Annotated in this window: 1 protein-coding gene; it reads right to left on the bottom strand. The window is 50.5% G+C overall.

Annotated features, from left to right (window positions below):
• Window positions 1–287: SDR family NAD(P)-dependent oxidoreductase (locus SB756_RS29370; RefSeq protein ID WP_410913073.1), on the bottom strand; the 287-nt coding region annotated here is incomplete at both ends.

The following is a 287-nucleotide window of genomic DNA, read 5'->3' as shown; positions in this document are numbered from 1 at the left end:
CGCAGGACCGCCTTGGAAAGGCGGAATACCGATGTGAGGTTGGTATCCAGGATATCCTCCCACTCATCGTCCTTCATGCGCATGAGAAGATTATCACGCGTAATGCCTGCATTATTGACTAAAATATCCACTTCGCCAAATTCAGCACGAATATTCTCTAAAACAGTGCTGATTGAGTCAGCGTCAGTCACATTCAGTAACAGGCCTTTGCCCTTGTCGCCAAGGTAAGCACTGATGGCGTCGGCGCCACTCTGGCTGGTTGCAGTTCCTACCACTTTAGCACCGCG

The sequence above is a fragment of the Pseudomonas sp. SIMBA_068 genome, assembly GCF_046534705.1.
GTDB classification, from domain to species: Bacteria; Pseudomonadota; Gammaproteobacteria; order Pseudomonadales; family Pseudomonadaceae; genus Aquipseudomonas; species Aquipseudomonas putida.
Note: the sequence above shows the minus strand (reverse complement) of the source record. Positions and strands in the feature narration are given on the sequence as shown.